The sequence below is a fragment of the Mycobacterium hackensackense genome (assembly GCF_025822555.1).
Taxonomy (GTDB): Bacteria; Actinomycetota; Actinomycetes; order Mycobacteriales; family Mycobacteriaceae; genus Mycobacterium; species Mycobacterium fluoranthenivorans.
This window is the reverse complement of the sequence record NZ_JACKUC010000030.1, coordinates 1,788,662-1,813,199: the sequence shown is the minus strand read 5'-3', so window position 1 is coordinate 1,813,199 and position 24,538 is coordinate 1,788,662. Positions and strand designations below refer to the sequence as shown.

At 66.3% G+C, this 24,538-nt stretch carries 27 protein-coding genes and 1 tRNA gene; 17 read left to right on the top strand and 11 right to left on the bottom strand.

The window, feature by feature from the left end:
- Nucleotides 1-2 precede the first annotated feature (2 nt).
- Genes H7J86_RS18215 through H7J86_RS18195 form a run of 5 tightly spaced genes read right to left on the bottom strand, consistent with a single transcriptional unit; the run spans nucleotide 3 to nucleotide 4,793 of the window.
- A complete protein-coding gene (locus H7J86_RS18215) occupies nucleotides 3-1,229 on the bottom strand; it encodes a hypothetical protein (protein WP_267292467.1) in 1,227 nt (408 codons plus the stop codon).
- Nucleotides 1,219-1,629, bottom strand: coding sequence for a carboxymuconolactone decarboxylase family protein (locus H7J86_RS18210; RefSeq protein WP_090354410.1), 411 nt, complete (start codon nucleotides 1,627-1,629; stop codon nucleotides 1,219-1,221). The genes H7J86_RS18215 and H7J86_RS18210 overlap by 11 nt, the downstream gene beginning before the upstream one ends.
- Before the next feature lie 43 nt (nucleotides 1,630-1,672).
- Nucleotides 1,673-2,521, bottom strand: a complete 849-nt coding sequence (locus H7J86_RS18205) for an NAD(P)-dependent oxidoreductase (protein WP_090354408.1) — start codon at nucleotides 2,519-2,521, stop codon at nucleotides 1,673-1,675.
- Complete coding sequence (locus H7J86_RS18200; RefSeq protein ID WP_167163153.1) at nucleotides 2,518-3,270, bottom strand: SDR family oxidoreductase; 753 nt, start codon at nucleotides 3,268-3,270, stop codon at nucleotides 2,518-2,520. Before H7J86_RS18200 ends, H7J86_RS18205 begins: the two co-directional genes overlap by 4 nt.
- A gap of 53 nt (nucleotides 3,271-3,323) precedes the next feature.
- On the bottom strand, nucleotides 3,324-4,793 hold the full coding sequence (locus H7J86_RS18195; protein ID WP_090354405.1) for an aldehyde dehydrogenase: 1,470 nt from the start codon (nucleotides 4,791-4,793) through the stop codon (nucleotides 3,324-3,326).
- A 202-nt stretch (nucleotides 4,794-4,995) separates the two neighbouring features.
- Between H7J86_RS18195 and H7J86_RS18190 the strand changes: the two genes are divergently transcribed.
- The 9 genes from H7J86_RS18190 to H7J86_RS18150 all read left to right on the top strand — a co-directional run bounded on the left by H7J86_RS18190 (nucleotide 4,996) and on the right by H7J86_RS18150 (nucleotide 12,352).
- Nucleotides 4,996-5,592 (top strand): TetR family transcriptional regulator, encoded by a 597-nt coding sequence (locus tag H7J86_RS18190; RefSeq protein WP_267292465.1) that lies wholly within the window; start codon nucleotides 4,996-4,998, stop codon nucleotides 5,590-5,592.
- Nucleotides 5,589-6,791, top strand: coding sequence for a cytochrome P450 (locus H7J86_RS18185; RefSeq protein ID WP_267292463.1), 1,203 nt, complete (start codon nucleotides 5,589-5,591; stop codon nucleotides 6,789-6,791). The genes H7J86_RS18190 and H7J86_RS18185 overlap by 4 nt, the downstream gene beginning before the upstream one ends.
- Nucleotides 6,792-6,803: 12 nt before the next feature.
- The gene (locus H7J86_RS18180; RefSeq protein WP_090354402.1) at nucleotides 6,804-7,667 is read left to right on the top strand and encodes an SDR family oxidoreductase; all 864 of its coding nucleotides are present in this window, start codon (nucleotides 6,804-6,806) and stop codon (nucleotides 7,665-7,667) included.
- Complete coding sequence (gene cyp51 / locus H7J86_RS18175) at nucleotides 7,664-9,022, top strand: lanosterol 14-alpha demethylase (RefSeq protein ID WP_267292461.1); 1,359 nt, start codon at nucleotides 7,664-7,666, stop codon at nucleotides 9,020-9,022. The genes H7J86_RS18180 and cyp51 overlap by 4 nt, the downstream gene beginning before the upstream one ends.
- Before the next feature lie 4 nt (nucleotides 9,023-9,026).
- A complete protein-coding gene (locus H7J86_RS18170) occupies nucleotides 9,027-9,233 on the top strand; it encodes a ferredoxin (protein ID WP_090354399.1) in 207 nt (68 codons plus the stop codon).
- 12 nt (nucleotides 9,234-9,245) lie between these two features.
- Complete coding sequence (locus tag H7J86_RS18165; RefSeq protein WP_267292459.1) at nucleotides 9,246-9,794, top strand: nuclear transport factor 2 family protein; 549 nt, start codon at nucleotides 9,246-9,248, stop codon at nucleotides 9,792-9,794.
- Nucleotides 9,795-9,885: 91 nt separating this feature from the next.
- A complete protein-coding gene (locus tag H7J86_RS18160) occupies nucleotides 9,886-11,019 on the top strand; it encodes an NDMA-dependent alcohol dehydrogenase (protein ID WP_090354395.1) in 1,134 nt (377 codons plus the stop codon).
- 66 nt (nucleotides 11,020-11,085) lie between these two features.
- Nucleotides 11,086-11,502 (top strand): nuclear transport factor 2 family protein, encoded by a 417-nt coding sequence (locus H7J86_RS18155; RefSeq protein ID WP_267292457.1) that lies wholly within the window; start codon nucleotides 11,086-11,088, stop codon nucleotides 11,500-11,502.
- Between the two features lie 28 nt (nucleotides 11,503-11,530).
- Nucleotides 11,531-12,352: an SDR family NAD(P)-dependent oxidoreductase gene (locus H7J86_RS18150; protein WP_267292455.1), complete on the top strand. Its 822-nt coding sequence runs from the start codon at nucleotides 11,531-11,533 to the stop codon at nucleotides 12,350-12,352.
- Here the strand turns inward: H7J86_RS18150 and H7J86_RS18145 are convergent.
- Entirely contained in the window at nucleotides 12,349-13,329 is a 981-nt protein-coding gene (locus H7J86_RS18145; protein WP_267292453.1) for an Lrp/AsnC family transcriptional regulator, read from the bottom strand. The two genes, H7J86_RS18150 and H7J86_RS18145, sit on opposite strands and share 4 nt — an antisense overlap.
- Before the next feature lie 154 nt (nucleotides 13,330-13,483).
- Between H7J86_RS18145 and H7J86_RS18140 the strand changes: the two genes are divergently transcribed.
- Entirely contained in the window at nucleotides 13,484-14,329 is an 846-nt protein-coding gene (locus H7J86_RS18140) for an LLM class flavin-dependent oxidoreductase (RefSeq protein WP_267292451.1), read from the top strand.
- 5 nt (nucleotides 14,330-14,334) lie between these two features.
- On the opposite strand, the gene H7J86_RS18135 is transcribed toward H7J86_RS18140, so the two are convergent.
- The gene (locus H7J86_RS18135; protein WP_267292449.1) at nucleotides 14,335-15,558 is read right to left on the bottom strand and encodes a bifunctional glycosyltransferase family 2/GtrA family protein; all 1,224 of its coding nucleotides are present in this window, start codon (nucleotides 15,556-15,558) and stop codon (nucleotides 14,335-14,337) included.
- 82 nt (nucleotides 15,559-15,640) lie between these two features.
- On the opposite strand from H7J86_RS18135, the gene H7J86_RS18130 reads away from it, so the two are divergent.
- On the top strand, nucleotides 15,641-16,045 hold the full coding sequence (locus H7J86_RS18130) for an HIT family protein (RefSeq protein WP_090354386.1): 405 nt from the start codon (nucleotides 15,641-15,643) through the stop codon (nucleotides 16,043-16,045).
- Here H7J86_RS18130 and H7J86_RS18125 read toward each other — a convergent pair.
- Both H7J86_RS18125 and H7J86_RS18120 read right to left on the bottom strand, forming a co-directional pair.
- Entirely contained in the window at nucleotides 16,033-17,517 is a 1,485-nt protein-coding gene (locus H7J86_RS18125; RefSeq protein WP_090354384.1) for a sensor histidine kinase, read from the bottom strand. The two genes, H7J86_RS18130 and H7J86_RS18125, sit on opposite strands and share 13 nt — an antisense overlap.
- A gap of 47 nt (nucleotides 17,518-17,564) precedes the next feature.
- Nucleotides 17,565-18,284, bottom strand: a complete 720-nt coding sequence (locus H7J86_RS18120) for a response regulator transcription factor (protein ID WP_024453738.1) — start codon at nucleotides 18,282-18,284, stop codon at nucleotides 17,565-17,567.
- A 135-nt stretch (nucleotides 18,285-18,419) separates the two neighbouring features.
- Between H7J86_RS18120 and H7J86_RS18115 the strand changes: the two genes are divergently transcribed.
- From H7J86_RS18115 to H7J86_RS18105, 3 genes are all read left to right on the top strand, one after another.
- Nucleotides 18,420-19,451, top strand: coding sequence for a hypothetical protein (locus tag H7J86_RS18115; protein WP_090354382.1), 1,032 nt, complete (start codon nucleotides 18,420-18,422; stop codon nucleotides 19,449-19,451).
- A gap of 18 nt (nucleotides 19,452-19,469) precedes the next feature.
- Nucleotides 19,470-19,541 (top strand) — tRNA-Thr (locus H7J86_RS18110).
- A gap of 48 nt (nucleotides 19,542-19,589) precedes the next feature.
- Entirely contained in the window at nucleotides 19,590-19,994 is a 405-nt protein-coding gene (locus H7J86_RS18105) for an HNH endonuclease (protein WP_267292447.1), read from the top strand.
- Here H7J86_RS18105 and adhP read toward each other — a convergent pair.
- Complete coding sequence (gene adhP / locus H7J86_RS18100) at nucleotides 19,991-21,052, bottom strand: alcohol dehydrogenase AdhP (protein ID WP_267292445.1); 1,062 nt, start codon at nucleotides 21,050-21,052, stop codon at nucleotides 19,991-19,993. The two genes, H7J86_RS18105 and adhP, sit on opposite strands and share 4 nt — an antisense overlap.
- A 100-nt stretch (nucleotides 21,053-21,152) precedes the next feature.
- Nucleotides 21,153-21,452: a type VII secretion target gene (locus H7J86_RS18095; RefSeq protein WP_267292443.1), complete on the bottom strand. Its 300-nt coding sequence runs from the start codon at nucleotides 21,450-21,452 to the stop codon at nucleotides 21,153-21,155.
- Between the two features lie 84 nt (nucleotides 21,453-21,536).
- Here H7J86_RS18095 and H7J86_RS18090 point away from each other — a divergent pair, with 84 nt between their 5' ends.
- From H7J86_RS18090 to H7J86_RS18080, 3 genes are all read left to right on the top strand, one after another.
- Nucleotides 21,537-21,902, top strand: a complete 366-nt coding sequence (locus H7J86_RS18090; RefSeq protein WP_090354376.1) for a hypothetical protein — start codon at nucleotides 21,537-21,539, stop codon at nucleotides 21,900-21,902.
- 90 nt (nucleotides 21,903-21,992) lie between these two features.
- Nucleotides 21,993-24,011: a glycoside hydrolase family 183 protein gene (locus tag H7J86_RS18085; protein ID WP_267292441.1), complete on the top strand. Its 2,019-nt coding sequence runs from the start codon at nucleotides 21,993-21,995 to the stop codon at nucleotides 24,009-24,011.
- A gap of 2 nt (nucleotides 24,012-24,013) precedes the next feature.
- A complete protein-coding gene (locus H7J86_RS18080) occupies nucleotides 24,014-24,487 on the top strand; it encodes a hypothetical protein (RefSeq protein ID WP_267292439.1) in 474 nt (157 codons plus the stop codon).
- The last annotated feature ends 51 nt before the right edge of the window (nucleotides 24,488-24,538 follow it).

Below are 24,538 nucleotides of genomic sequence, written 5' to 3'. Positions count from 1 at the left end.
GATCACACGACGGTCAGCGGCAGCGACTTGCGCTCCTCGAACACCCAGGACGCACCGCCACTGAACTCGCACACCTCGACCTCGGGATGTTTCTTGGCCGCGGTGTCGGTCTCGATGACGCGCACGGTCCAGTCCGACTCGGTACCGGACACCTCGGCGCGCAGATGAGGATCGACCGCCGCCACGATCGCCTGCAGCGGGGCATCCGCCACCGGTGAGACCAGCGAGATCCACGAGCCGTCCTCATAGGCCGACGAGCGGCGCACGTGCACGAAATCCGGGTCGATATCGGCGGACACATAGGCGGCCGGGTTGAGCAGCGGGTGCAGTTCGAGCACCCGCAACGCGCCGCGTACGTCCGTGCTGAGCTTGAGCGCCTTGTGAATTCGCGAGGCGGCGACACCGGCGATGCCGATCAACTGCTTCGTGCGGATCGACCGCGCGAGGGCCACATCGTCCTTGGCGCGCTTGTCCACCGCAATCGTGAACGACTTGACCAGCAGGTGCATCTGGATGCAGACCTCATCCGCGATCCGGACCAGTGCCGAGTGGGAGAACGCGCCGAAATCGACATCTGCGAGCAACTCACCCGAATAGTCGGCCATACCTTCGTCGTTCGGGTCGATCGGATCCAACTCACACGCGTAGGCATGGGTCGCACCGACGATGTCCATCGCCGGGATGAACGGCACCTCGGGGTAGGACTCGTCGATGATGACGGTCCACCGGCAATGCGGGTGCTGATCAGAGGGTGTACGGGGCGGCCGGTGGATGGGCCGGACCTGCGCCCTGCGGTTGGTGGCCAACGCGGTGGCATCGAAGGTGGGGTCCTCGATGTCGTGGCACATGCCCTTGACGTATTCCTCGCCCATCGGTTCGACGTCGAGCAGCGCACCGCAGTGATCCAGATAGAACTCGCCGTGCCATCGGTCGTGCACGACATAGCGGAAGTCCATGAACTGCGGCGGCGCACCGATGTCCAGCTGCAGGCCCTTGAACAGGGTGAAGATGTCCACGCCCTCGTACTTGAGCGCCTTCTGCATCCGCTTGGTGTACAGCGGACTGGAGGCCGCCCACTCCTCGATGGCGATCTGCAGCATTTCCTCACGGCCGAACGACGATATGCACCACGCCATTCCGGACCGGTCGATCAACTGACCGATCAGCAGCAACTCCGGGACCAGTGTTGCCAGCTCCTCGCGTGTCAGCGCCGCATATCTACTGTTCATCGACGCTGCCCCCGGAATGCATCTTCACCGCGGCGTTGACATTGCCCTTCTTGTCCTCGCCGGCACCGCGCTCGGCCGCCTTCTTACGCTGCCGCACCACCTTGCTCACCGCGCCGTCCAGCTTGGAACCCAACGGGAACCCGAGGTAGTGGGTCAGGAACACCGACACCTCTTTGAGTTCCTCCGCGGTGATCTCCCCGTTGTGCAGCGCGGCGTTGATCTGGATCTCGGCCAGATCCGAATTTCCCACCGCCGTCACCGCGGCGAGCGTCAGCAGGCGCTTGTCCCGCATCGACAACCCCGGCCGGGTCCAGATGGTGCCGAAGAGGTGTTCGACGGTCAGGTCGAAGTACGGGTCGCCCTGGATATCGGGCATCTCCCAGCCGTAGACCTCGTTCATCTTCTGCAGGCCCTGCTGGCGACGATCGTCAGAACTCACTGCGTCACTCCTTCGTGTGCGGTACGCCGAGGCCGTCGGCCAAGCGGTCCAGCGCCACCCTGGCCAGCGGAAGATCCACTCCCACAACCTCGCCCAGCCCGAGGGCGAGCGTGAGGTCCTTCTCCGCCAGACCGCGGGTGTGGATGAACATGTCATATATCCAGTGGTCGGGAGTCAGCTGCTTGGTGTCATCGCGCACCATGATGGCCCCGGGCCCGCCGCTCTGTGCGTCGCTGTGGCGCACCACCCGGCCCAGCTTCTGCAGATCGATACCGGACGCCTCGGCCAGTTGCTGCGCCTCACATGCGGCCGCGAACCCGATGAAGGTGAGCATGTTGCGAGCCAGCTTCATCCTGGTACCCGCGCCGGGCTCGCCGGCACGCACCACCATCGACGCCCATTTCTTGAACACCGGCTTGACCAATTCGTAAGCTTCGTCGCTCGCGCCCACCATGACAGCCAGTTCGCCCTTGTCGGCGGCACCCGCGCCACCACTGACCGGCGCGTCGACCACATGGATGCCCTTGGGCTGCAACTGCTCGGCGAGCTCAGCCGCGGTGTTCGGCTCGATCGTGGAGTGGATCGCGATCACCGTGCCCGGCGTGGCGTGCTCGGCCAGCCGGCCGACGACGTCACGCACCTGCGCGTCGGTGAGCACGGTGACACTGATGACATCGGCCTTGGCCACCTCGGCGATATCGTCCGCCGCCGTCGCGCCTGATTCGGCGAACGGTGTCATCGCGTCGCGGCGCACATCGAACACCGTGAGTCCGCCTGGCCAGTCGACCAGCCTTCTGGCCATCGGTGCGCCCTGGTTGCCCAGGCCGATGTACCCCAGTCTCAGCTCGCTCATGCCCGGAAGATCTGTCCGCCATCGACGTTGAAGATCTGGCCGGTGATCCAGTTGGCTTGATCGGAGAGCAGGAACAGGAGCATGCCGACCAGGTCCTCGGGCTGCCCCATCCGCGACAGCGGGATGGCCTTGACGATATCCGCGACCATCTCCTGCGGAGTGGTGCTGCGGTTGGCTTCGGTGTCGATCGGGCCCGGGGCGATGGCGTTGATCCGGATGTTCTGGCCGCCGAGCTCGCGGGAGAGCTGCTGGGTGAGACCGTTGATACCGACCTTGGCCAAACCGTAGAAGTTCGAGTAAAGCCATGCCGCCGTGGAGGACTGGTTGACGATCGCCCCGCCACCGCGCTTGGCCATCTTCTTGTAGACCGCCCGGGTACACCACAACGCACCGTCGAGGTTGACGCTCATGAACTTCTTGTAGTACTCGGGGTCGACGGTGAGCAGGAAGTCCAGCTTCATTCCGCCGAAGATGGCGGCGTTGTTCACCAGGTGGTCGATACCACCGAATTCGGCGAGCGTCTGGTCCGCCATCGCCTTGGCCGACACCGGATCCGACACGTCGACGGGCAGCGCGAGCGCGGTCCCGCCCTCCCCTTTGATACCGTCGGCGACCTTCTGGGCGCCCTCGAGGTTGATATCGGCGACGACGACCGCCGCGCCTTCCCGGGCCAACGCCTCGGCGTAGGCCTGGCCGATACCGCCGCCGGCACCGGTGACGATGGACACCTTGTTGTCGAACTGCCCCATGATTTCCTCTCGCCACGCCGGCGGGGCCGGCAATGTTGGTGTGTGTATTCGCTCTAGGTCGCGATGGTCGCGATGAGCTTGGTTTCCAGATATTCCTCGAAGCCGGCCACGCCCATCTCACGGCCGATTCCGGACTGCTTGTAGCCGCCGAACGGCGCGTCGGCCGAGTACCAGACGCCACCGTTGACATTGACCGTGCCGACGCGCAGCCGCGAGGCGACCGCCTGCGCACGGGCGTCGTCACCGGAGAACACCGTGCCCGACAGGCCGTAGGGCGAATCGTTGGCGATGCGTACCGCATCGTCGTCACCGTCGTGAGCGATGACCGTCAGTACCGGACCGAAGATCTCTTCGCGAGATACCCGGGCCGAATTATCCAGGCCGGCAATGACGGTCGGCTCGATGAAGTAACCGGTGTCCAGGTCCGCAGGCCGTCCGCCACCACAGGCGAACCGGCCACCCTCGGCGATCGCCGAGTCCAGATAGCCCTGGATACGATCACGCTGCCGGGCCGAGATCACCGGGCCGCAGACGGTGCGCTTGCTGTGGGGATCGCCCGGCTTGATACCGCCGAGGGTCGCCGCCGCCGCCTCGACGGCGGCGTCGTACTGGGCCCTCGGCACGACCAGCCGGGTGGTGATCGCGCAGCCCTGTCCGGCGTGCATGGCAACGGTGAAGGCCGCCATCGCGCAGGCGCCACCCAGGTCCGCGTCGTCGAGCACCAGAAACGCCGACTTGCCGCCGAGTTCGAGGAACACCTTCTTGATGGTGACCGCGGCATCGGCCATCACGGCGCGTCCGGTGTTGGTCGATCCGGTGAACGAAACCATGTCGACCCGTGGGTCTTTGGACAGCAGCGCGCCGACACCGTGGTCATCGGAGGTGACGATGTTGAACACGCCGGGCGGGAAATCGGTGTGCTCGGTGACGATCTCGCCGAGCACCGCGGCCGCCCACGGGGTATCCGGGGCCGGCTTGAGGATCAGGGTGTTGCCGGCCGCCAGCGCCGGTCCCACCTTGGCGAGATTGATCTGGTGCGGGAAGTTCCAGGGAGTGATCGCACCGACGACGCCGACAGCCTCCCTGGCGACGGTGCGGTTGGTCGGAATTCCCTGTGGTGTCGCGTATCCGAGCTCGGTGCGCCACTGGTAGGTCTCCGCGGTGTCGGCGCAGAACGCCAGATCATCGATCGGCCCCTCCAGCTGGGCACCCGAGGTCAGCATGCGTGGCGCACCCACCTCGGAGATCGTCAGCTCCCGCAGTTCTTCCACGTTCGCCTGCAGAGCCTCGCGCAACTGGCGCAGGCAACGTACCCGCAGCTCGGTGTTGGTCGACCAATCGCTGTCGTCGAAGGCCGCGCGGGCCGCCCCGATCGCAGCCGACATATCCGCTTGATCGGCGTTCGCCGCCACCCCGAGAACTTCCTCGGTGGCGGGGTTGACGGTCTCGAACGTGCCCGCACTTCCGGTGACCAGCTTGCCGTCGATGAGCAATCGGCTCTCGCGGTCGGCGATCAGCGACATCCGCACTCTCCTGTTACATCCATCCGGCCATCCCAGCCGGTCCGTTCCTGGACAACTGTCCGGTGACACTCCTTCGAACCATAACCTCAGCCGCGTCGCAGTGGCAAGACCGGATTACTTCCGCATCGCGAATAGCGCTATTTTCCTGCAACTTTGCACATGGAACTTGCCCCGAACGGGCCATATCGGATAACTTGGACATGTGTCCAGCGATGCCGTGGTAGCCGCCACAAGCCAGACGGCGGAGACGCCGCGTAACCGCCGCCAGGAGGAGACCTTCCGCAAGGTCCTGACTGCCGGTATGGAGATGTTGCGCGAGTCGTCCTACTCGGATCTGACGGTGCGCGCCGTCGCCGCCCGCGCCAAGGTCGCCCCGGCCACGGCCTACACCTACTTCTCGTCGAAGAACCATCTGATCGCCGAGGTCTACCTGGACCTGGTCAAGCAGGTGCCCTACTTCACCGACGTCAACGACAGCCTGATCAGCCGGGTACAACAGGCGCTGCGCAGCCTGGCCCTGGTGGTCGCCGACGAACCCGAGGTCGCCGCGGCGTGCACCGCGGCCCTGCTGACCGGTGGCGACCCCACGGTACGCAAAGTGCGTGATCGGATCGGTTCCGAGATCCACCGGCGTATCCGGTCGGCCGTCGGACCGGACGCAGACCCCCGTGTCGTCTCCGCCCTCGAGATGACGTACTTCGGCGCGTTGGTCAATGCCGGCAGCGGCGCCTTCACCTACCACCAGATCGCCGATCGCCTGAGCTATGTGGTCGGCCTTCTCCTCGGAGATGACACATGAGCCTCAACACCGTCGAGCCGATCCTCGACCCCTACGATTACGACTTCCACGAGGACCCGTACCCGTATTACAAGCGGCTGCGCGATGAAGCCCCGCTGTACCACAACGAACAGCGCAAGTTCTGGGCGCTGTCGCGCCACAGCGACGTGCTGGCGGGTTTTCGCAACAGCGTCACCCTGTCCAACCGCCATGGCGTGTCCCTGGATCCGATCTCACGCAATGACGAAGCCCACCGCGTGATGTCCTTTCTGGCACTTGATGATCCCGGGCATCTCCGGCTGCGCACGCTGGTGTCCAAAGGCTTCACGCCACGGCGCATCCGCGAACTGGAGGGCCGGGTCACCGAGATCGCCCACCAGCATCTGGACGCTGCGCTGCAGAGCACCACGTTCGACTATGTCGACGACTTCGCGGGCAAGTTGCCGATGGACGTCATCTCCGAGCTGATGGGGGTGCCGGACGAGGACCGGGTGCGGATCCGCGCGCTCGCGGACGGCGTGATGCACCGGGAGGACGGCGTGCCCGATGTACCCGCTTCGGCCATCGAGGCCTCCGGTGAACTACTGGTCTACTACGCCGACATGGTCAAACAGCGCCGCAAGAACATCTCCGACGATCTGACCTCGGCATTGGTCGAGGCCGAGATCGACGGCGACCGGCTCACCGATGACGAGATCATGGCGTTCCTGTTCCTCATGGTGGTGGCCGGTAACGAGACGACCACCAAATTGCTTGCCAACGCCGCATATTGGGGTGCCAAGAACCCCGACCAACTGGCCCCGGTGTTCGACGACCACGACCTGGTCACCCCGTGGGTCGAGGAGACACTGCGTTATGACGCCTCCAGCCAGATCCTGGCCCGGCTGGTCAGCGAGGACCTCACCTTCTACGACACCACCGTTCCGGCGGGCGATGTGCTGGTCCTGCTGATCGGCTCCGCCAACCGCGACGAACGCGTCTTCGAGAACCCCGACGAATACCGCATCGACCGTGAGATCGGTCCGAAGCTGGTGAGTTTCGGCAGCGGCGCCCACTTCTGCCTCGGCGCACACCTCGCGCGCATGGAGGCCCGGGTGGCACTGACCGAGTTGTTCAAGCGAATCCGTGGGTACGAGGTGGACGAGGCCAACGCCGTCCGCGTCCACTCCAGCAGCGTCCGCGGATTCGCTCACCTACCCATCACCGTCCAGCCCCGCTGAAAGGCCCGCTGAATGCCTCGTTTCGATCCCCTGCCCGCCCGCCGTCCGGCACTGGTCGCCGGCGCCTCCTCCGGTATCGGCGAGGCGACCGCGATCAGACTCGCCCGCAACGGTTTTCCGGTGGCACTCGGTGCCCGCCGAGTGGAGAAGCTCGATGAGATCGTCGGCAGGATCCGCGCCGACGGCGGCGAGGCCATCGCCGTGCACCTCGACGTCACCGACCCCGATTCGGTGAAGGCCGCCGTCGAGCAGACCACCTCCGACCTCGGCGAGATCGAGGTTCTGGTGGCCGGCGCCGGCGACACCTACTTCGGCAAGCTCGACTCGATCAGCACCGAACAGTTCGAGTCCCAGATCCAGATTCACCTGGTCGGCGCCAACCGGCTCGCCACCGCGGTGCTGCCCGGCATGATCGAACGCCGGCGCGGTGACCTCATCTTCGTCGGATCCGATGTGGCACTGCGTCAGCGGCCGCACATGGGCGCCTACGGAGCCGCCAAGGCCGCCCTGGTCGCGATGGTGACCAACTACCAGATGGAGCTGGAAGGCACGGGCGTGCGCGCCTCGATCGTGCATCCCGGACCGACCAAGACGTCGATGGGCTGGAGCCTGCCCGCCGAGTTGATCGGCCCCGCGCTGGAGGACTGGGCCAAGTGGGGTCAGGCGCGTCACGACTACTTCCTGCGCGCAGACGATCTCGCGCGGGCCATCACGTTCGTCGCCGAGACGCCGCGCGGCGGCTTCATCGCGAACATGGAACTCCAGCCCGAGGCTCCGCTGGCCGACGTCAAGGACCGCCAGAAGCTGGCTCTCGGTGAAGAAGGGATGCCTGCTTCTGCGGGCGGGAGCGAAGCGACAGGGGGTTCAGCACTGTGAGCGATCTCAAAGAGGTGGAACGCGTTTCCGGTGGCGAGGAGGAACACGGCCACCTGGAGGAGTTCCGCACCGACCCCATCGGCCTGATGTGGCGGATCCGCCAGGAATGCGGTGACGCCGGCTGGTTCCAGCTTGCCGACAAGCAGGTGGTGCTGTTGTCCGGCGCGGAGGCCAACGAGTTCTTCTTCCGGTCCACCGACAGCGAGCTCAATCAGGCCGAGGCCTACCCGTTCATGACGCCGATCTTCGGCGAGGGAGTGGTGTTCGATGCCGACCCCGAGCGCCGGGCCGAGATGCTGCACAACACCGCCCTGCGCGGTGAGCAGATGAAGGGCCACGCGGCCACCATCGAGAACGAAGTCCGCAAGATGATCGCCGACTGGGGCGACAGTGGCGAGATAGATCTCCTGGAGTTCTTCGCCGAACTGACCATCTACACCTCGACGGCCTGCCTGATCGGCCAGAAGTTCCGCAACCAGCTGGACTCGCGGTTCGCGAACTACTACCACCTGCTCGAGCGCGGTACCGATCCGCTCTGCTACGTCGACCCCTACCTGCCCATCGAGAGCTTCCGCATTCGCGACGAGGCCCGGGCCAACCTGGTGGAGTTGGTGCAGGAGGTCATGAACGGCCGAATCGCGAACCCGCCCACCGACAAGAGCGATCGTGATCTGTTGGACGTGCTGGTCTCGATCAAGGATGAGGACGGCAATCCGCGCTTCACCGCCAATGAGGTCACCGGGATGTTCATCTCGTTGATGTTCGCGGGGCACCACACCAGCTCGGGCACGTCGAGCTGGACGCTGATCGAGCTGCTGCGCAACCCCGACTTCTACACCAAGGTCCAGAACGAGCTCGACGAGCTGTATGCCGACGGCCAGGAGGTGAGTTTCCATGCGCTGCGCCAGATTCCGAACATCGATAACGCGCTCAAGGAGACCCTGCGCCTGCATCCGCCGCTGATCATCCTGATGCGGGTCGCCCAGGACGAGTTCGAGGTCGCCGGACACCCGATCCACAAGGGCCAGATGGTTGCCGCCTCGCCGGCGATCTCCAATCGCATCCCCGAGGACTTCCCCAACCCGGATGCCTTCGACCCGGACCGCTACAACAAGCCGCGCCAGGAGGACCTGATCAACCGGTGGACCTGGATCCCGTTCGGTGCCGGCCGGCACCGGTGCGTGGGTGCGGCGTTCGCGCAGATGCAGATCAAGGCGATCTTCTCGGTGCTGTTGCGCGAGTATGAGTTCGAGATGGCGCAGCCTCCCGAGAGCTATCAGAACGACCACTCCAAGATGGTGGTGCAGCTGGCCCGGCCGGCTAAGGTCCGCTACCGCAAGCGTGTGAAGGACTAGTTCGGTGGGCTGCTACCGAATCGAACTCGACGAGGACCTGTGCCAGGGCCACGCCATGTGCGAGCTGGAGGCCCCCGACGTCTTCAAGGTACCCAAACGCGGAGTCGTCGAGATCCTCGACCCGGAACCGCCCGACGAGCTCCGCGAGGATGTCGAACGGGCCATCGACATGTGTCCCACCCGAGCTCTTTCCCTCATCGAAAAAGACTGAAAGGCAACGACAATGGCGTCATCGTCAACACGCGAGGCACTTGAGGACTGGACCCAGCGCTGGCTCAAGGCCAACCAGGACGCGGAAGCGGCCGGCGACTGGAAACCGTTGGCGGACTTCTATACCGAGGACGCCACTTACGGCTGGAACATCGGCCCCAAAGAAGACGTCATGTGCATCGGCCGGGACGAGATCCGCGATGTCGCGCTCGGACTGGAGATGGAAGGCCTGGAGAACTGGGTCTACGAGTACCAGAAGGTGCTCATCGACGAGAAGCAGAACGAGATCGTCGGGTTCTGGAAGCAGATCGCCAAGAAGTCCGACGGCACCACCTCCGAGATCTACGGCATCGGAGGCAGCTGGTTCCGGCTCAACGATCAGCTGCAGATCGAGTGGCAGCGCGACTTCTTCGACTTCGGGCACGTGCAGAAGGCGTTCATGGACCTGATCACCTCGGGCGACCTCACCCCGACCATGCAGAAGCGCATCGAGCGCTCACTGGCCGGCGAGAAGTTGCCCGGCTACTACCCCCTCGGCGAGGCGCCCGTTCCGCTCTGGTGAATCACCACCAAGCAGTTGCTTGGGGGCAGTGTGATGTGGCTAACTAGAGGCTCTAGTCTGGAGTTCGAGGCTCTCGTCGAAAGCAGGAGATATGAAGACCAAAGGCGCTCTGATCTGGGAATTCAACCAGCCGTGGTCGATCGAGGAAATCGAGATCGGTGATCCCGTCAAGGACGAGGTCAAGATCCAGATGGAAGCCTCGGGCATGTGCCATTCGGACCATCACCTGGTCACCGGCGATATACCGATGGCGGGATTCCCGGTGCTCGGCGGGCACGAGGGCGCCGGCATCGTCACCGAGGTCGGCCCCGGAGTCGACCACATCGCACCCGGTGACCACGTCGTGCTGTCGTTCATCCCCTCCTGCGGTGAATGTCCCGCGTGTCAGGAAGGCCTGCGCAACCTGTGCGACCTGGGCGCGGGACTACTCGCCGGCACCGCGGTGTCCGACGGCACGTATCGCATCCACGCCGCCAAGAACGGCCAGCCGGTCATCCCGATGACCCTGCTGGGCACCTTCAGCCCCTACATGGTGGTGCACAAGAGCTCGGTGGTGAAGATCGACCCGTCCATCCCCTTCGAGGTGGCCTGCCTGGTCGGCTGCGGTGTGACCACCGGCTACGGGTCCGCGGTTCGCAGCGGTGACGTGCGCCCCGGTGACGATGTCGTCATCGTCGGTGTGGGTGGTGTCGGCACCGGCGCCCTGCAGGGTGCGCTCAACGCCGGCGCGCGCAACGTCTTCGCGGTCGACCCGGTGGAGTTCAAACGCGACAACGCACTCAAGTTCGGCGCGACGCACGCCTATCCCGATATCTTCACCGCGATGGCCGGAGTCGCCGAGGTCACCAACGGCCGGATGGCGCACAAGACGATCGTGACAGTGGGCGAGCTCAAGGGCGAGGACATCGACCACTACATGAACATCACCGCCAAGGGCGGCACCGTCGTGGCCACCGCGGTCGCGAACATGGCCAGCAACGATGTGAAGTTGAACCTGTCGATGTTGACCCTGCTGCAGAAGCGCCTGCAGGGCACCATCTTCGGTGGCGGCAACCCGCATCACGACATCCCTCAGCTGCTGTCGATGTACAAGGCCGGCCGGCTCAACCTCGATGACATGGTCACCAGGCAGTACAAGCTGGAACAGATCAACGACGGCTACAAGGACATGTTGGAAGGCCGCAACATCCGCGGCGTCATCCGGTACACGGACGCCGATCGTTAATCGTGATTTCGGCGCGCTTACCTGCGAGTACCGCGGGTAAGCGCGCCGAATCGCTGAAAGGACACCATGACCGAGTCACCCGTCGTCATCGCATCCGAGGCTTCCTGGCGTTGCGTGCAGTCCGGCGACCGCGAAGGCTGGCTGGCGCTGATGGCCGACGACATCCTGGTCGAGGACCCGATCGGCGAGGCGGTCACCAATCCGAGCGGTACCGGGGTGCGCGGCAAGGAAGCACTGGCAGCGTTCTACGACACCAACATCGGGCCCAACAAGCTGACCGTCACCCGCGAGGCGACGTTCCCGTCCAGCTCGCCGGCCGAGATCGCCTACATCCTGTTGCTGCGCACCGAATTCCCGAACGGCTTCGTCGCCAGTGTGCGAGGCGTATTCACCTACCGGGTGAATGACGCCGGCCTGATCACCAATCTGCGCGGCTACTGGAACATGGACGCCATGGAGTTCACCGAGGCGAAGGCCGATTAGCGCGCCGCTGGCCGGCCGCGCTGCCGTCGTGGTCGGCGGGACCCGCGGGATCGGCCTGGCCGTCGCCGAACTACTGGCATCCCAGGGTGCGTCGGTCGTGGTCAACGGCCGCGACCGGGAAGCCACCGACGAAGCGGCACAGCGGGTCTCGGGCCTCGGCATCGCCGGATCGCCGGCCGACCCGGACGTCGCCGACGACCTGATCGACGCGTGCGTGGCTGCCCACGGACGCATCGACATCCTGGTCAACTGCGCCGGCACCGCAGAGCCCACCGGATCATCCATCCTCAACGTCACCTCGGCGCAGTTCCGCGAACTACTCGACGCACACCTGTTGACCGCATTCGAGACCTGCCGGGCCGCCGCACCGCATATGGTCCGGCAGGGCTCCGGCGCCATCGTGAACACCAGTTCGTTCGCTTTCCTCGGCGACTACGGCGGTACGGGATATCCGGCCGGCAAGGGCGGGGTCAACAGCCTGACGCTGGCCATCGCAGCCGAACTGAAAGAACATGGAGTGCGGGCGAATGCGGTCTGCCCGGGTGCGCGCACCCGGCTGTCCGAAGGCTCGGACTACGAGCAACACATCGCCGAGCTGAACCGGCGGGGACTGCTCGACGACGTCAGCGCCCAGGGTGCGCTGGACGCCGCCCCGCCCGAGTATGTCGCGCCCACCTACGGCTATCTGGTCAGTGACCTCGCCGCGCACATCACCGGCCGGATCTTCATCGCCGCCGGCGGATTCGTCGGTGAGTTCGCCCGGCCCGAAACAGGATTCATCGGCTACCGGGATCACAAGGACACGCCGCCGTATGCGATCGAGGATGTGCACGCGTTGATCGGCGGTTAGTTCGCACGGATCAACCGGCCGTGCGCGATAAGCGAACCCACCTGTTTGAGCCGCTTGCTGCGGATACTGACGTCATAGGCCAGGATGTGGTCGACGGTGGCCAGTCGCTCGGCCAGGTAGCGATACAAGTGCTCGACGTCGCGACATATCACCACGACCATCAGGTTGGCCGAGCCACTGATCGCGACGACCGAGGCCACCTCGTCGTGCACCACGATCTGTTCGGCCGTCGCGGTGAGATGCCGGGGTGGGGTCGAGATCCAGATGGTCGCGTTGAGCGTGTATCCGAGCAGTTCGGGTAGCACATCGACGTCGTAATACAGGGTGTCGGAGTCCTGTAGTGCCGCCAACCGGCGTTTGACCCGCGCCGGTGACCATCCGGTGAGTGCGGCCAACGCACTGTCGGAGATACGCCCGTCATCGGCCAAAGCGTCGATCAGCCGCTGGTCATCGGGCGACGGTGGGCCAGGTCGATTCGGGTGTGCGGTCTCCGCCGGTTGCAACGCGGCGATCTGTTCCGCACTGAGCGGGCGGCCGTGGCCGGTCCAGTGACCACTGGATGCCTGGCCGAACACCTTGAGCACCAAGTTCACTCGGACATCGAGGACCGCAGACGTGCGGGGCAAGCGGTGCAGCAAGCCGTCGCCGGTATCACCGATCGGCGCACGGACAACGCAGATCAGCTCGGTACCGCCGGACAGCACATTGGCGTGCGTCACCTCCGGCCAACGAACCAAGGCCTCCGCCAGCTTGGGTACGTTGTCCGGTTTGGCGTGCACCCGCACGATCCACTGGCACTCGCCGTAGACCCTCGGGTTCACCACTCCGATCACCCTGAGTACGCCGTCACGGCGCAGCGCCCGATAGCGCCGGGCGACCGTCTGCTCGCCGGCGCCGATGACCTCGGCGATCCGCCGGAAGGGCGCCCGCGGAGCGATCTGCAACGCGTGCAGAATATGACCGTCGAGACGCTCCATAGTGTCAGTAACACTACGCATGTGACGTCTTTGCTGCCTATTTTTGCCGCTTCGATGCGCATCCCTGGCTGGACTCGCTCAACCGGCCAATGCTGAACACCATGAATCTGACCGGCAATGCCGCGCTCAACACGATCGAAACGAAGGACGTGCTGTGAAACTGGGAATCGGGTTGCCCAACCACATTGCCGGGGTGGCGGGTACGGCCATCACGGAGTGGGCGCGCCGCGCCGAAGAACGCGGATTCGAATCCGTCACCACGATCGACCGGCTGCGCTACCCGGGTCTCGACTCGCTCATCGCACTGGCCGCCGCGGCCGGCGCCACCACCGACGTGACGCTGGTGACGAATGTCCTTCTCGCCCCGGTGTATCCGGTGGTGCCGCTGGCCAAGCAGATCGCCGGCGTGGCGCAGATATCCGGCGGACGACTTGTCGTCGGTCTGGGTGTGGGCAACAGACCCGACGACTACGCAAGCACCGGAACGGACTTCGACCGCCGAGGGAAGATCCTCGACGAGCAGGTCGAGCGGATGCGCCGGCTCTGGACCGGCGCCGGCGATGCGCCGTTGTGCGCACCCGTATCGGTTCCTTTGTTGTTCGGCGGACGGTCGGCGGCCACGGTCCGGCGGGTGACGACCGTCGGCGACGGCTGGGCCGCCGGCGCTGTCCGCCACTATGACGTCCAGGCCGAACTGGTCCAGCGCATTCGCTCCGGCTGGGCGGCCGCCGGCCGTGGGGGCCACCCGTATCTGCAGGCATCGGTGAACTTCGGGCTCGGACCCGAGCAGGCGATCGCCGCCGGAAAGGACCACCTGGCAAGGTATTACGGGTTCAGCCCGGAGTACGCGCAGGTGAACGTCGACGATATGGTCAGCTCGCCCGATGAGGCCCGTGACACGGTCCGACGGTATCGGGATCTCGGGTTCGACCGACTGCTGTTCCATCCGACGACCGCCGGGGTCGAGCAGCTCGACCGTCTCGCCGACGCGATCCTCTAGCCCGGCTAGCGCCGATGCACCCCGAACGCCCGGCGCAGCGCGACAAAGCGCACCAGGGTGGCCACCAGGTTCGCCACCACCAACACGGACAGTTCGACTGCCTTGTCCTTGGTGAGACCGAAGTGGTGCAACACCAGCAGTGACCCACTGGTGATCGCCAACCCGAAGAGGAAGACCAGCAGGCCGCCGGCCTGGTGGCGGGCCACCCCGGCGCGACCACGGATGCCGAAGGTGAACGCCCGGTTGGCCGTCGTGTTCCCGATCGCGGTGAGCAGCAAGGCCGTCAGGTTTGCGGCTTGAGCGCCCATCGCCGCGTGCAGCGCCATGAACAGCAGGGCGTAGGCGACCGTGCTGATCACGCCGACGATGCAGAACCTGGCCAGTTGGCCGACCATGCCGGGCGGCACGCCGGGTACCAGGGGCTCGCGCCCGAGACTGGCCTGCAGTTCGCGCAGCGGCAGGGCACCGGTGGCCAGCGCCCGTCCCACCCGCCAGCAGCCCTTGAGATCGTCGATCGCGGTCGCGACGATGTCGACGCGGGAGTCGGGATCGTCGACCCAGTCGACCGGGACCTCGTGGATGCGCAGCCCGGCCCGCTCGGCGATCACCAACATCTCGGTGTCGAAGAACCATCCGGTGTCGGCCACCAAGGGCAGCAGCTGACGGGCCACGTCGGCGCGCACCGCCTTGAACCCGCACTGCGCATCCGAGAACCGTGCACCGAGCGCGCCGCGCAGGATGAAGTTGTAGGAGCGCGAGATGAATTCGCGCTTCGGGCCGCGCACCACCCGCGCCGACGCGGCCAATCTGGATCCGATCGCCACATCCGAATGCCCTGAGATCAACGGCGCGACCAACGGCATCAGCGCCGAGAGGTCGGTCGAGAGATCGACGTCCATATAGGCCACCACGGTGGCCGGTGAGGCCATCCACGCGGTGTACAGGGCGCCGCCCCGGCCCTTGCGGTCCAGATGGATCACTTCGACACCGGGCAGTTCGGCCGCCAACCGGCGCGCGACCTCAAGCGTGGAATCGGTACTTGCGTTGTCCGCGACGGTGATCCGGGTGGGGTAAGGAACCTGCTCGGCGAGGTAGCGATGCAACCGGGTCACACACCCGGGCAGATCGTGTTCCTCGTTGTACACCGGGATGACGATGTCCAGAACGGGGGTTTCCCGCGCAGGCTGGAACAAGCCCCCGTCCGCCTGGGCGCGAGCCAGCTCGGTCATATCGTTCACACTCCCGTAACGAGCTGCCACGGCACTGCCGTCGGCCTGGGAGCTTGCTGCGCCCTGACTATGCTCGGTACTCATGGCGACCGTCTTCACCATGATCATCAACGGGGATCTGCCCGGCCGTTTCGTCTACGAGGACGACGAGGTGGTCGCGTTCCTGACCATCGAACCGATGACGCAGGGGCACACACTGGTGGTGCCGCGGGCCGAGGTGGACAACTGGCAGGAACTGGATCCCGCGGTGTTCAACAAGGTGATGTCGGTGGCGCAGCTCATCGGTAAGGCGGTCACCAAGGCGTTCGACGCCGAACGTGCCGGCCTCATCATCGCCGGGCTTGAGGTGCCGCACCTGCACGTGCACGTGTTCCCCGCCCGCAATCTCAGCGATTTCGGCTTCGCCGGCGTCGACCGCAATCCGTCGGCCGAGTCGCTCGACGAGGCCCAGGCCAAGATCAAGGCCGCCCTGGCTCAGCTGGCCTGAACGCTATCCGCGCCGGTCGTGGCGGTCACCGCCGGCGCGGCTCCGGCCGCCTCCGCGATGCGCGGCAGGTTCACCCGGAACTGGCAGCCGTGGCCCGGTGCGGTGCGCACCGACACCGTGCCGCCGTGGGCGTGCACCAGCGAGTCGACGATCGACAGGCCCAGCCCGGTGCCGCCGCTGGCGCGTGTGCGCGACGAGTCGGCGCGGTAGAACCGCTCGAACACCCGTTGGGCGTCCTCGCTGCTCATCCCCGGCCCTTCGTCGCAGACCTCGAGCACCGCGTGTTGCTCGTCGGTGCCCACCCGCACCGTGATGCCGGCGGATTCCGGGGTGTGCTGCAGGGCGTTGGCCACCAGATTGCTCAGCACCTGCCGCAGCCGGGCTTCGTCGCCGAGCACCTCGGGTGTGCCCGGTCCGTCGAACACCTCCATCCGGATATGGCGAGCGGGCGCCACCGATTGGGCGTCGTGCACGGCGTCGCTGGCCAGGGCCAACAGATCGACCCGGTTCTGTTCGAGCGGCCGCTGCACATCCAGACGGGCCAGCAGCAGCAGGTCCTCGACGAGCAGACCCATCCGTCGGGCCTCGCTCTCGATACGGCCCATCAGCATGTCCACATCTCGTGCGGCGCCCTGCCGGTACAGCTCGGCGTAGCCGCGAATGGTGGTCAGCGGCGTCCGTAACTCGTGGCTGGCATCGGTGATGAAGCGCCGCATCCGTTCCTCGGAGCCGCGGGCAGCTTCCGCGGAGGAGTCCGACGAAGCCACCGCACGCTGGATCTGCGCGAGCATGCCATTGAGCGCGAGCGAGAGCCGGCCCACCTCGGTACGCGGATCACGTTGCGGCACACGCCGTTCCAACTCACCCGCGGCGATGGCCGCGGCGGTCTGCTCAACCTCGACCAGGGGCCGCAGGCTGCGATGCACCACCGCGAAACCGGCTACACCCAGCACCAGCAGCACCGCCAGGCCGATGCCCACCTGGGCGTAGATCAGCGCGCGAACGGTCGACTGCACCTCGGAGAGGTCGATGGCGACGGTGGTCAGCTCGCCGTGCGGACCGCGCACCGTCATGGCGCGCCATTCCACCCTGGATCCGTCGACCGAGCCGACCGTGACCGGCACCGGGCCGACGTTGTTGTCATCGGGCAGATCCGGTTCGGCGTCGCGGTCGTTGACCGCCATCCAGGTGCGCCCGTCCGGGCCGATGCCCCGAACATAGAAGTTCGACGGCGGCCGGCCCGGATTCGGATCCTCGGGTGTCAGCGTCGGCTGGCTGGGCATCCGCCGGGGCGCCTGCGCCCAGCTGCGCGAGGCATCCAACAGGGTCTGGTCGATCCGGTCGACCTCGGTGTGCGACATGATCGAGGTGACCGCGATCCCCGAGGCGAGCAGGCCGAACGCCACCAGCACCAGGGTGGCGGCGACCAGGCCCACCCGCAGCGGCACACCGCGGCGGCGTTGTTCGGTCATGTACTCATTGTTGGCCGGGATGGCCCGGCCGTCCGGGCGTTGGAGAATCAGCGGGGCTCGCGCAGCACGTAACCCACACCGCGCAGGGTGTGCAGCAGGCGCTTCTCACCGGTGTCGATCTTGCGGCGCAGGTAGGACACATAGGACTCGACGACGTTGACGTCGCCGCCGAAGTCGTAACGCCACACATGGTCGAGGATCTTGGGCTTGGACAGCACCGTGCCGGCGTTGATGATGAAGTAGCGGAGCAGCGTGAATTCCGTCGGCGACAGCGAGACGGGCTCACCAGCCTTCCACACCTCGTGGGTGTCCTCGTCGAGTTCGATATCGGCGAACGTCAGCCGGGCATTGCGGGGTTCCTCGATACCGCGGCCGGTGCGGCGCAGGATGACCCGCAGCCGGGCCACCACCTCTTCCAGGCTGAACGGCTTGGTGACGTAGTCGTCGCCGCCGAGCGTGAGTCCGGCGATCTTGTCCTGCAAGGTGTCGCGGGCGGTGAGGAACAGGGCCGGGGCGTCGATACCGTCGGCGCGCAGCCGGCGCAGCACGCCGAAGCCGTCCATACCGGGCATCATCACGTCGAGGATCACCGCGTCGGGCTTGACCTCGCGCGCCTTGTCCAGCGCGGCCGGTCCGTTGGATGCGGTGTGCACCTCGAAGCCTTGGAACTTCAGGCTCACCGAGAGCAGCTCGACGATGTTCACCTCGTCGTCCACCACGAGGATCCGCGCTTCGGGAATGCTTTCAGGTACCGCCGCCATAGCCATACAACTACTGTCCACCCGCCGTTTGGACTCATCCTGCATACCCACTGTGAGATTCCTGTGAACCTGGGAGTCCCATGTGAGGATAACCCCCTCGACCGGCCGCGCGGTCCGTGCGCACGCACCTAGACTGGCGCCATGAACCTCGGCAACACCGTCGTGCAGTTTGCCACGGCTCCGGTCCGGCTCGGACTCGCTATTGCCGACCTGGGATTGAGCATTGCCGGCGGGACACTCAAGACCGTCCAGCGTTCGCTGAACGACCCGAATCAGATGAGCGGCGCCACCTCGTTCGCCGGCATGCTCGGCCTCGACGAAGCCGTCAACCGGGCCAACCGGCTGGCCAGACTGATGGATGACGACGCCCCGCTCGGTCGTGCGCTGGCCCCCGAGGGCCCGATCAATCAGCTGCTGCGCCAGGGCGGACTGGTCGATCAGCTCACCGCCCCGGGCGGGCTCATGGACCGGCTGACCGCCGAGAACGGGCCGGTGGCGCGCGCGCTGGCCAAGGACGGGCTGATCGATCAGCTCACCGCGGAGGGCGGCCTGATGGACCGGCTCACCGCCAGCGGTGGCGTGGTGTCCCGGGTCATCGAGCCCGGCGGTCTGGCGGACCGGTTGCTCGCGCAGGACGGTGTGGTCGAGCGGGCCCTGCGCCAGGACGGCGTCGCCGATCAGCTGCTGTCCGAGAACGGCCCGGTCGGACGGGCGCTGGCCCCGGGCGGCCTGGTCGAACAGGTGACCGCCGAGGGCGGCCTGATCGACCGGCTCACCACCGACAGCGGTGCGTTGTCACGGCTGATCGCACCCGGCGGCCTGGCCGATCAGCTGCTGGCCGACGACGGGCTGATCGAACGGGTACTGCGCGAAGAAGGGGTTGCCGACCGACTGCTCGCCGAAGGCGGCCTTCTGGACACCCTCACCGACCCGGACGGCCCGCTGCTCAAACTGGCCGATGTCGCCGACACCCTGAACCGGTTGACCCCCGGACTGGAAGCCCTCGCACCCACCATCGATGCGCTGCACGAGGCGGTCATCACGCTGAGCCAGGTGGTCAATCCGCTCAGCAATATCGCCGGCCGCATCCCGTTGCCGCGACAGCGCAACCGGCGTGGCAACACCGGGCCGCGGGCGGTGGTCTCCGAGCGGGTCATCGACGAGGACCGCTAAGCTATCGCGCGTAACAACGCCTCCTTAGCTCAGTGGTAGAGCACTCGCCTTGTAAGCGAAAGGTCGTCAGTTCAATCCTGACAGGGGGCTCAAACTCCACCGAGCTGCCTTGTCGGGCCCACGTCGTAGCGTGCGTTCATGAGACAGTGTCGGGGCTGCGGAGCCGAACTCACACGGCGCAGCCAAAAGCTCTACTGCAGCAATCCATGTCAGATCGCGTCCCGCCGCAGGACGCGCACAGATCTGTGGCTGGAGTCCGGCGAGGGCCGCGCCGGTTCTCTTCCGGGTCATTACATCCGCGCACACGTGGCTGCTGAACAATCGGGCCGGTGCGCAATCTGCGGCGGGGCAAGCACGTGGCAAGACCTCCCGCTGGTCTTGATCCTGGACCATATCGACGGGAACCCCACCAACAATCGCCGCGAGAACCTGCGACTCATCTGCCCGAACTGCGACTCGCAGCTGCCGACGTACAAGAGTCGAAATCGCGGCAATGGCCGCAGTTACCGCAGGCAGCGCTACGCCGACGGCCTGTCGTACTAGCGGTAGTCGATGACAACCCGGCCGTCGATCTGACCGGACTCCATCCGGGCGAAGATCTCGTTGATGTCCTCCAGGCGCGCGCTGTGCACGGTCGGATGAATGAGCCCGCGCGCGTAGAAGTCCAACGCCTCCACCATGTCCTGGCGGGTTCCCACGATGGATCCGCGGATGGTCAGACCCTTGAGCACGATGTCGAATATCGGGGCCGGGAACTCGCCCGGAGGCAACCCGTTGAACACGATGGTGCCCCCACGGCGCGCCAGACCGATCGCCTGGCCGAACGCTTGCGGGTGCACCGCGGTGACCAGCACCCCGTGGACCCCGCCGGTGGCCTTCTGGACTTCGGCCACCACATCGCAGGTGCGGGCATTGACGGCGACCTCGGCACCGAGGCGGGTGGCCAAGTCGAGTTTGGTGTCGTCGATGTCCACCGCCACCACCCGCAGACCCATCGCGCGGGCGTACTGCACGGCGATGTGGCCGAGCCCGCCGATCCCCGAGATGGCCACCCACTGACCGGGCCGGGTGTCGGTGACTTTCAAACCCTTGTACACGGTGACGCCCGCACACAGGATCGGCGCCAATTCCAGCGGGTCCGCACCCTCCGGGAGTCGTGCCGCGTAGGCGGCGTTGACCAGCATGTAGGAGCCGAAGCTGCCGTTGACGCTGTAGCCACCGTTGCGCTGGCCTTCGCACAGTGTTTCCCACCCGGTGCGGCAGTAGTCGCAGTGTCCGCATGCCGACCAAAGCCAGGCATTTCCGACCTTGTCGCCGACTTTCAGATCCTCGACGCCGTCGCCGATCGCCACGACGGTGCCACACCCCTCATGCCCGGGAACGAACGGGGGCTGCGGCTTGACGGGCCAATCACCATGTGCAGCATGCAAATCCGTGTGACAGACGCCGGAGGTTTCGAGTTTGACCAGCACCTCCCCGGGACCCGGTGTGGGCAGGTCGAGATTCTGCACCTCCAGCGGCTCACCGAATGCGGTGACGACGGCGGCGCGCATCAAGTCGGTGGCTGCACCGGTCGCAGGACTGCTCAGTGTTCTGGTCATGTAGTGATTCCAGCCCGGAACGGTCCCGGTGCGTAGGGTCTTTGGACCTTGACCGAAGAACCCGAAGGCCTTCCGCGACGAGCGGACGACGCCGAATGATTCAGCGGAAGGTCTCACCCAGTCGGTCGCCGAGCTGCTCGTCCGCCCGCTCGTAGGTCGACGCGGCGGCCGCCAAGTTGGTGGCGTAGCCGGACATCTCATCGGTCATGTGCTGTGCCTGCGCCGCGAACGACTCCCCTGCGAACCGACAGGCCGCACCGGACGCCAGATTCGCCACACCTTCGGCGGCAGCGGCCATAGCACCGCCGACATCGAGCCCGGCGACCGTCGTCGCCAGGTGTGCCTGCGCCGCCGACGCGGCCCGCACTGCCGCAGGATCGACGGACAACGGAGCGGTCATGCACTCGAGTCTAAGGTCGCTGCCGAACCTCGCTGCGCATCGATCGTGTGTAGCTTCGTCGACATCCGACAGAGAGGAACCGTCATGGCCGAGGCCGGATTCTGGGTGGCATGGGGGCTGCCATCGCGGGGTCGCGAGACCAACGCGTTGGATGTGCTGCGGAAGTCCCGCGACTACCTGCAGGCGGCGGCCCGTGACGGGCGGATCGAGCGGTTCGACACGGTGATCCTGCGCCCACAGAGTGTGGAACTCGGGGGCTTCTTCCTGATCCAGGGCAGCACGGCGCAGCTCGACGCGCTGCGCCGTGATCCGGGCTTCGAAACGTGGGTCAACCAGGTCCAGCTGGTCGCCGACCGGGTCGCGGCCGTGGACGCCTGGGTGGACACCGGCATCGACGAGGCGATCAGCCTGTACGAGGACGCACTGCGCGAAGCCGGCCTGAGTGACTGATGGGATTCGTGTAACAAATGTGGTCTCCGCTGCGAAAATGGAGCGGGTTGCACTGACGAGTGCCCCGCGCGATTGACGGAGGACGCAGGCATGGGCGCAGCGGCATATATCGGCCGGATCGGCGGCCTGGCCATGGCCTTGGGTGTGGGCACGGCGATCGCCACAGGTCACGGCATCGCGGCGGCCGACGACACGAGCACCGCAGGCACCCAGAACGCCACCTCGGACACGAAGACCGCCGACAACACCGACCCCAAGACCGGTACCGACCCCAAGACTGCCGAGACCAAGGCCCAGGAGCCGACCGACACCGAACCCGCGGGTTCCAAGGACACCGAACCCAAGACCGGCACCACCACCCAGCCCGCCGACGGCGTGGTGGTCAGCGCCCAGACCAACACCGGCTCAAGCACGGCCACCAAGACACCCGAGAAGACGCCCGAGCCCGAGAAGCCGGCCAAGCCGAAGAAAACCGCGCGCACCGCCGCGACCACAACCACCAAGACGGCGAAAGCCACCACCGCGACCACCGCTGCCGATCCGGCTCCTGCCGACACGAAGTCCGCAGCCACCACCGCCTCGGCCGTGTCCTCGACGGTGCAACCCGCGGCCTCGGTCGCGGTCTTCGCCAATGCCCTGACCATCGCCTCGCAGACGGCAGCCCCGACCACGACCGCCCCGGTGCCGGTCCCGGCCGTACTGCGCAAGCCCGTCACCGCCGTCCTGAAGGCGGTCGCGGGTGCACTCGACTGGGCGCTGAACAACACCGCGAATTCCCCGGTCCAGCCAGTACTGAGCTGGACACTGCTCGCGTTCGCCCGCCGCGAGGTCGACCACCTTCTGACGGCCATCAACCCGCGCAGCGCAGCGGCCACCGGCGGTGTCGCCACCGACACCACCAGCCTCGCGCTGGCCGCGACCACTCTGAACCCGCGACCCGGCTTCCCTTATCCGGGACAGCAGTTGAGTCCGTCGACCAGCTTCGTCGATTGGGTCACCGGCAATTTCGCCCCGAACGACACCTACAACCGGTTCGGCATCTGGGGCACCGATGTCGGCACCATGTGGGACAACGGGATCCCCGACGATCCGACCACCCCGATCAACGAACACCAGGTTCTCATCGCCTTCGGCGACACCTTCGGCGGCCCCAACATGACGGGCACGTGGCGGCTCAACACCCTGTTCCGCAGCTTCGACACCAACCTGTCCGACGGGATGACCATTCCGGCCGGACAGTGGCTCAACGGCAACATGTTCGGCGGCTCGCCACTGTGGGGTGAGACCTACGCGCGGCAGATCATCCTGCCCGAGCGGCTGCCGTCCGGCCTGCCCACCGGCGTGACACTGATCCCCACCGCGGGCATCTCGGTACCCACCCCCGGCACGAAATACGGTGCCACGCAATATCTGAGCTTCATGTCGGTCAAGCAGTGGGGCGCAGCCGGGCAGTGGACCACCAACTACTCGGCGATCGCCTACTCCGAAGACAACGGCGAGAACTGGTACATCTCACCCAAGAGCGTGCGGACCAACTTCGGTGGCAACGCGAAATTCCAGCAGGCCGCGCTGATCCGACCCGGCGACGGGTACGTCTACTCGTACGGCACCCCGAACAGCAGACAGGGTTCGGCCTACGTGTCACGGGTGGCGGAGAAGGACATCCTCGACGCCAGCAAGTACGAGTTCTACAGCAAGGGCAGCAAGGGCGGGATCTTCGGTATCGGCGCCTACAAGGCCGGCTGGTACAAGAACGATCCGTCCAAGGCCACCCCGGTCTTCGGTCAGGAGAAGGGCGCCTGCGGAATCGGCAAGCCGGGCAACCAGGTCAGTGAGATGTCGGTGCAGTACAACCAGACCCTCGGCAAGTACGTGGTGCTGCACGCCGACCAGTTCAACAACATCATCCTGCGCACGTCGGACAGCCCGGAGGGCACCTGGTCGGCGCCGACGGTGCTGATGACCCAGCAGAACGGCGGCATCTACGCCCCCATGCTGCACCCCTGGTCGCCGTCCACCGTCGGCACCGGCACCGACCTGTACTGGAACCTGTCGCTGTGGAGCCAGTACAACGTCATGCTGATGAAGACCGACCTCACCAAGCTGTAGCGATGCCCCGACTCGTCGTGCTCTGCGCCCTGCTCGCCGCCGCGCTGGCTGTCCCGCCGGCCGCCTCGGCCGATCCCGCCGCACCGCAACCGGATTCGCCGTGTCCGGCCGAGTTCACCGGCGCCACCACGATGCCGCCCGGACAATCCCTGCCGCTGGTATGCCAGGGGCAACGGTGGCAGGCCGTCACCGCACCCGGAGATCCCAGCGATCGCTGGGTCAGCTTCGGTCCCGCCATGGCGCTGCATGGCGAAGGCCTGCGCAACCCGAACCTGGCCTCCGGCGCCTGGACGGCGACACCACTGGATCCCGATGCCCGGTGCGCCGCCACCCAGCACGCCGTCGTGAGCGCGGGCGTGGTCGGCCCCCCGGTGACCGCGCAAGGCTCACCCGGACAGCCGCTTTCACTTCAGGTGCTGCCCAGCCTGTTCGACATCTCGATGGCCGGGTACTGCCTGTGGACGCGTACCGGCTAGCGACAGACGCCGACGTCGCGATCTGCGCCTCACCCGTCACGAGCGCTTGCC